This is a genomic window from Kitasatospora sp. NPDC059817 (assembly GCF_042731835.1).
Lineage (GTDB): Bacteria > Actinomycetota > Actinomycetes > Streptomycetales > Streptomycetaceae > Kitasatospora.
The window spans coordinates 1-5295 of record NZ_JBHWIR010000314.1; the positions used below are offsets into that span (position 1 = coordinate 1).

5 protein-coding genes are annotated in these 5295 nt (G+C 71.8%); 3 read left to right on the top strand and 2 right to left on the bottom strand.

The window, feature by feature from the left end; translation table 11 throughout:
• Positions 1-254 precede the first annotated feature (254 nt).
• Both ACFV61_RS34155 and ACFV61_RS34160 read left to right on the top strand, forming a co-directional pair.
• Positions 255-1610 carry a Dyp-type peroxidase gene (locus ACFV61_RS34155; protein WP_380495986.1) on the top strand — a complete coding sequence of 452 codons (1356 nt, stop codon included), beginning with the start codon at positions 255-257 and terminating at the stop codon, positions 1608-1610.
• 55 nt (positions 1611-1665) lie between these two features.
• The gene (locus ACFV61_RS34160) at positions 1666-2790 is read left to right on the top strand and encodes a catalase family protein (protein WP_380427837.1); all 1125 of its coding nucleotides are present in this window, start codon (positions 1666-1668) and stop codon (positions 2788-2790) included.
• An 84-nt stretch (positions 2791-2874) separates the two neighbouring features.
• On the opposite strand, the gene ACFV61_RS34165 is transcribed toward ACFV61_RS34160, so the two are convergent.
• Positions 2875-3780 (bottom strand): hypothetical protein, encoded by a 906-nt coding sequence (locus ACFV61_RS34165; protein WP_380427835.1) that lies wholly within the window; start codon positions 3778-3780, stop codon positions 2875-2877.
• Between the two features lie 267 nt (positions 3781-4047).
• Between ACFV61_RS34165 and ACFV61_RS34170 the strand changes: the two genes are divergently transcribed.
• Positions 4048-4974 (top strand): DUF4232 domain-containing protein, encoded by a 927-nt coding sequence (locus tag ACFV61_RS34170; protein WP_380427833.1) that lies wholly within the window; start codon positions 4048-4050, stop codon positions 4972-4974.
• A gap of 106 nt (positions 4975-5080) precedes the next feature.
• On the opposite strand, the gene ACFV61_RS34175 is transcribed toward ACFV61_RS34170, so the two are convergent.
• On the bottom strand, positions 5081-5295 hold a 215-nt coding region (locus tag ACFV61_RS34175), incomplete at its 5' end, for a hypothetical protein (protein ID WP_380495988.1).

A 5295-nucleotide genomic window follows, 5' to 3' on the forward strand; every position in this document is an offset into this window, starting at 1 on the left:
GGGAGTCCATGCGGAGTATCGGCGACCGACGACAACGCGGCGAGGTGCGTGCTCCGGCGTCGCGCGCCCGGCGTGATCCGAAAGAGAGCCCCTAGCACCCGGACACGGCCGACCGTCGGAGCCCGCCCACCATCGGTGGACCAGGTCGGCCGGTGCGAGCCGGCCGTTGCCGGGCTGTCCAGGCGGAGACAGATGCGCAGGGACATATGCAGAGAGACAGATGTGGAGACGGATGTGGAGAGGCACAAGCGACCATGAACACAGCGGACAGCGGCAGCGCGGCGGGCGGCGTGCGCGTCGAGATCGACGACGTCCAGAGCGGGGCCCTGCGTCCACGGCCCGTGCCCTACGAGGGACGGTTCGTCTTCCTGCGCGTGGATGACCGGCACGTCGGGCGCGCCCTGCTGCGCCGACTGCTCCCGTTGGCCTCGGGCGGTCTGCCCAGCGTGGACCCGAGCCGGGATGCCTGGGTGACCGTGGCGTTCACCTACCAGGGGCTGAGGGCCCTGGGGGTGCCCCAGGAGTCGCTGGACAGCTTTCCGCGGGCGTTCCGTGAGGGCATGGCCGCTCGGGCGGAGCTGATCGGTGACGTGGGCGAGAGTGCACCGGCCCGCTGGGAGGCCCCGTTCGGAACCGGTGAGGTCCACATCGCGTTGAGCGCCCTCTCCTCCGATGCGGCGCAGCTGGAGAGGGAGCTGGGGCGGGCCCGTGTCGCCTACGAGGGCACGCCCGGTGTCCAGGTGATCTGGCAGCAGGAGGTCCACCAGCTCCCGACCGGGCGTACCACCTTCGGATTCCGTGACGGCATCAGCCATCCGAACATCGAGGGCGTCGGGCTGCCCGGCTCCAACCCGCAGGAAGCCCCGATCAAGGCCGGCGAGTTCATCCTCGGCTACCCCGACGAGACCGGCGGCCTGCCGCCCGTGCCCAGCCCCGACGTGCTGGGACGCAACGGGACCTACGTGGCCGTTCGCAAGATCCACACCAACGTGGCGGCCTGGCGCCGGTACCTGCGTGCGAACAGCTCCAGCGCCGAGGAGGAGGCACTGCTGGCGGCCAAGATGGTCGGGCGCTGGCCGAGCGGGGCGCCGTTGACGCTAGCGCCGGAGCACGATGATCCGGAGCTGGCGGCCGATCCGCGCCGCGTCAACGACTTCCTGTACCGGGAGAACGACGATCGCGGCTTCCGGTGCCCGGCCGGTGCGCACATCCGGCGCACCAACCCCCGTGATGCCACCATCATCGGCGACGCACGGATGCACCGGCTCATCCGTCGCGGCACCACCTACGGCCCGCCGCTGCCCGAGGGCGTGCTGGAGGACGACGGCGCCGAGCGGGGACTGGTCGGCGTGTTCATGGGGGCCCATCTGGAACGGCAGTTCGAGTTCATCAAGGCCGAATGGGTCAACGACGGCAACTTCATCGGCTACCCCGGCGAGAAGGACCCGGTGGCCGGACACCACGGCGGAACCGGCAGCGTCACCATCCCGGAGAAGCCGGTCCGGCGCCGCCTGAAGAACCTGCCCAGCTTCGTGGTCACCCGCGGCGGCGAGTACTGCTTCCTGCCGGGTCTGCGTGCCCTGCGCTGGCTCGCCGAGCTGGAGGACTGAGGGCGATTCCCACCCCCTGAGGTCCGATCACGCTCTCCGAGGAGAGGTCGGAGTCATGACAGCACAGTTCGTCCGCTACACGCCCGACGTCGAAGACGACGACCCGCACTTCGACCGCAACGTGCAGACGGTGATCGAGAAGACCGAGAGCTACATCGCCGAGTCGGTCGAGGCCGGTGGCACCGGACGGGCCCTGCGCGACGCCCACGCCAAGGGCTACGGGCTGGTCCGAGGGGAAGTGGAGATCCTGGCCGGGCTGCCCCCCGAGTACGCCCAGGGAATCTACGCGACTGCGGGAACCCACGATGCGCTGATCCGCTTCTCCAACGGCTCGCCCCACGCCGGCGCCGACGCGCGACTGGGTGCCGCCACCGGACTGGCGCTGAAGATGTTCGACGTCCCCGGCCCGACCCTGCTGGAGGACGAACCGGACACGGGCACGTTCGACTACGCCAACATCAACGGACCGGTCTTCTTCTGCAACACGGTCGAGCACTACCTGTTCATCCAGGAACTGTTCCTGAACGCGCCGGCGTACTTCTCCCAGGGCCGACCCGGCGCGCATCGGTTCTTCACCGAGTTCGTGACCGGGAAAGGAACGCTGGACCAGGAGGACTGGGCCTGGGACGAGTTCCTGGCCTTCCTGCGCCTGTCGAAGACGCCTCCGGCGAACCTGCTGCTGTCCAGCTACTGGACGATGGGCGCGGTCCGGCACGGGGACTACATCGCCAAGGTGCGCATCACCCCCGAGCCGTCCTTCGCCGCGGCGGTGGTGCGGCGCACCATCGACCCGGCCTCGGGGGCGGAGTTCTTCCGCCCGGCCCTGCAAGCCGAGTTGCAGGAGCGGCCCTACGCCTTCGACATCCAGGTCCAGCTCTGCACCGACCTGGAGCGCATGCCGGTGGAGGACACCACCGTGGAGTGGCCCGAGCAGCTCTCGCCGTCCGTCACCGTGGCGAAGCTGCGGCTGCCGCAGCAGGACATCTCCGGCCCCGAGAACCTGGAGAAGATGGACTCGCTGTCCTTCACGCCCTGGCGGGTCACCGCCGAGCACGCGCCCCTGGGCAACATCATGCGGGCCCGCAAGGAGGTCTACCGGCAGTCCTCCATCGCGCGCCACGAGCTCAACCGGCAGCCGCGCACGGAACCCCGCAGCGCCGACGACGTACTCGGCGCCTGACCCGGCCCACCACCGCGACGGTGCGTCGACCGGGGCGGTCGGCCCTGACAGCCCGCTGCCGCCGGCGTGCCAGGGCCCGGCCGGTCACTTCAGGGTGACGATCTTGCGCATGCCCAGGCCGGCGTTCGGGACGCCCGTCCGCTCGTCGGGAATCATGCAGAGCAGGACGTACCGTCCGGGCTGCAGGCCGTGGGCCTGCACGGAGGCGGTGCGGTCGCCGGACATGGCGCCGAGGCCGGTGGCCGGCCCGGTGAACGGGGACCGGGCCGGCAGGCCGCCCAGCGCGACGTCCCTCAGGTACTCCCCGATCTGCTCGTCGGTGGTGTCGGCACCGATCGGCCGCAGCTGCATCTCGTGGATCTGCTTGGACTCGTCGTGCACCAGGTAGGCCAGGTGCGCGTGGTCGACGTCCTCGGTCTGGAAACGCGGGCCCTCGGCCGTGTCCTTCTCGATCACGATGCCGTCGTCGAAGCGGACCTGGTTGTCGTTCTGGCCGTTCGTACCGACCAGGTTCAGTTTCCTGGAGACCGGGTGGGCCGGGTCCGCCCGGAACGCGGTGAGGTCCAGCAGGTAGACCGGCCCGGGGCTGACCTCCTCGGTGAACTGCTCGTGCACCTGCGAGGTGACCAGCGCCCCGCCCAGCAGGTCCGCCTCACCGTTCACCGCCCGGATCCCGGCGCCCGCGGTGGCCGGCGACGGGCTGACCGCGTCGGCGAGGTCCCGGAGGACCCGGTCGATGGTCACTCCCTCGTGCGGACGCAGCAGCTGCAGCTGCCGGCCGTTCGGGTCGTCCGTCTTGACCCGGAAGCTGACCAGGCCGCCCTTCGCGGTGTCCGGTGCCTGCAGGCCGGAGGCTCCGATGCTCACCTCGACGGGGTGCTCCTCCGGCGAGGCGGCGCCGGCCGTACCACTCGCACCGACGCTCGTCGCCAGGGCGAGGGCCGAGACGGTCACCGTCCGTACCACGCGCGCGAACACGTGCTCCACCATGAAGAATCCTTTCTGTTGGTCGCCTCCGGCGCGGAACATCCCCCACCGCGCGCGGCAGACCACGCCCCGCGCCGGAAGGCGACCGGTTCGGACCATCGGGCAGCGGGGCCCGGTCACCGATGGCGATGGTGTCTGCGGGCGCGAAGGGGCGCCCGGAGGCCTGGCCGGCCTCGGTTCGGCGGGCGCCGGGCGGATCGTTGCGGTCCTGTTGCGCGGGCAGTGGCGCAGCTCATAGGCGTTGCGGGTGGTTCGTGATCGCATCGGCTGATGCATCAGTTCGAGAACGCCGGGAATCACCTGACGGCCCGCCGGCCCGCTGCCGCTGTCGTGGTGGTCGCGGTCTGCGCGGCCCTGCTCGTGGGCTGCGCAGACGGGGCGACCGGGGTTTCGGCGGCCACCGGCGGTGCCGGGCCGTGCGGGGCGCCGGTGCCGTCGGCGTCCCGCAATGGGCAGGCGTCGCCCGGGCTCGCGCAGGGCGGGGTGCGGATCACGGCCGCCAGTGCGGCCTGCGCGGAGTACGAGGTGACCAATCCGGGGGACGAGACCTCTGATGTCACAGCGGTGTTCAGCCGCCTCTCGGCGGCCGGAGGCGCGCTGGACAACGTGACGCAGGTCGTCACCTCGCTCGCTCCGGGGGCCACCGCGAAGGGGCGGATCGAGCTGGACGGGCACGGGCAGGCGCGGCCGGGCGCCGGACCGCTGGTGAAGATCGTCCAGGTCCGCAGTGTGCCCAGCGCCGAGGCCTCGCAGCCGGGCGGCCCCTGCCCGGCCTCGGGCCTGCGGCTGTACGCGGACGACGGCGACGCCGCGATGGGCCTGCGCGTGGTCGGCCTGCACCTGCGCAACTGCGGGACGTCCGCGGTGTCCGTCAACGGCTACCCGAAGCTGCAACTGCTCGACGTGGAGCACCGGCCGGTCGACGGGGTGCGTTTCCTGTCCGGCGGCGCCGGGATCGCCAGCGGCACCGGCGCGGACGACCCGCCGCAGGAGATCGTGCTGCGCCCGGGAGAGGGCGCCCGGTCCACGCTGGTGTGGCGCAACACCGTGGAGGCGGGCAACCCGGTGAACGCCCCTTACGTGCGGGTCCGGGCCACCCCTGACGCGGCCCCGGTGATGGTCGTCCCGGAGATCGACCTGGGTACCACGGGGCGGCTCGGCGTCGGCGCCTGGACCAGGGAGGACAGCCGGCCGTGAGCGGGGCGCCGGCGGTCCTCCCTGGCGTGCTCTCGTGCTGGGAGAATTTTCCACGGAAAATTCTGGTCCCCCGACCGCCCCGCCCGGGGGCGGTCCGTCCGGTCGGTCAGCCTGGCCGGTCCGTCAGGTGCCGGGCCAGGTCGTTCACCAGGGCGTCGAGCCAGGAGCGCACGGTGTCCGGGTCGAACAGGTCGGCGTCGTACTCGGCCAGGCCCGCGTAGCCGTCCGCGTCCGGGGTGAGGACCAGCAGGAGGTCGGAGCGGGCCGAGGGGCCCGGCACGTCCTCGACCTCGGCGGTCAGGCCGGGGAGGTGGTTGACGG

Bases quoted from the DNA above. Each gene is read 5' to 3' on its own strand.
- ACFV61_RS34155 (WP_380495986.1), top strand. From the start codon at position 255: ATGAACACAGCGGACAGCGGCAGCGCGGCGGGCGGCGTGCGCGTCGAG.
- ACFV61_RS34170 (WP_380427833.1), top strand. From the start codon at position 4,048: ATGCATCAGTTCGAGAACGCCGGGAATCACCTGACGGCCCGCCGGCCC.
- ACFV61_RS34160 (WP_380427837.1), top strand. From the start codon at position 1,666: ATGACAGCACAGTTCGTCCGCTACACGCCCGACGTCGAAGACGACGAC.
- ACFV61_RS34165 (WP_380427835.1), bottom strand. From the start codon at position 3,780: ATGGTGGAGCACGTGTTCGCGCGCGTGGTACGGACGGTGACCGTCTCG.